The 891-nt window shown below is 60.2% G+C and carries 1 protein-coding gene; it reads left to right on the top strand.

Annotated features, from left to right (window positions below):
- Positions 1-548 (top strand): methyltransferase domain-containing protein (locus HMPREF2554_RS04530; protein ID WP_141744367.1); only part of this gene is annotated, 548 nt, incomplete at its 5' end.
- Positions 549-891 lie beyond the last annotated feature (343 nt).

Below are 891 nucleotides of genomic sequence, written 5' to 3' on the forward strand. Positions count from 1 at the left end.
CGATGCGCGTGAACGGCATGAGCCTGCACCTGCGCCCGCAGAGTTTCTTTCAGACGAACACGCAGATTGCGCAGGCGATGTATGCGCAGGGCCGCGAGTGGGTGGCGCAGGTTCAGCCGCGCACGCTCTGGGATTTGTATTGTGGTGTGGGCGGTTTTGCCCTGCACGCGGCGCAGGTGATGCACGGTGAGGTCACCGGGATCGAGATCAGTGCGGAGGCGATTCGCAGCGCCCAGCGTACCGTTGCCGAGCAGGGACTTAAGGGCGTGAAATTTGCGGCGGGGGATGCGACCGAGTTCGCCGTGAATACCCGCGAAACCCCCGAGATGCTGGTGGTAAACCCGCCCAGGCGAGGTATTGGCGAGAGGCTGTGCGCCTGGGTTGAGGGCTCCGGGATTGAGTACGTGATTTATTCGAGCTGCAACGTAAAAACCCTTGCCGCTGACCTAGCGCGCATGCCCTCCTACAAGCCGGTCGCCGCGCGTCTGCTGGATATGTTCCCGCATACGAACCACTACGAGGTTATGGTGCTGTTGCAGCGCGGGTAGCTTATCGGTCGAGCGCTCATCCACATCCAATTCCGCGAGCAGATAGTATTTCGGCGAGAAGATAACGGATTGCTATCTTCTCGCCGAAATACTATCTGCTCACGATGTTTCGGGTAGCTCGCAGCGTGGCGGGCATGAGGCTGTGATGCGCCGAGGCGATGATATGCGCTAAAGCGATATACAGAGCAAGTCATGCACCCGCACGGCTCTTTGCCTCATTCCGCGATTCCTGCGCCCGTATCGCTCGCGCGGTCGGGCCGAGAATGAACGTGAATACGGTGGCGATGATGAAGAGTGAGCCTCCGGCAACGATGGTGTTGATCGCGCCGAACGCTGGTACCGC

Origin of the sequence: Rothia sp. HMSC071F11 (assembly GCF_001809115.1) — a bacterium.
In the GTDB taxonomy this organism is placed as follows: Bacteria; Actinomycetota; Actinomycetes; order Actinomycetales; family Micrococcaceae; genus Rothia; species Rothia dentocariosa.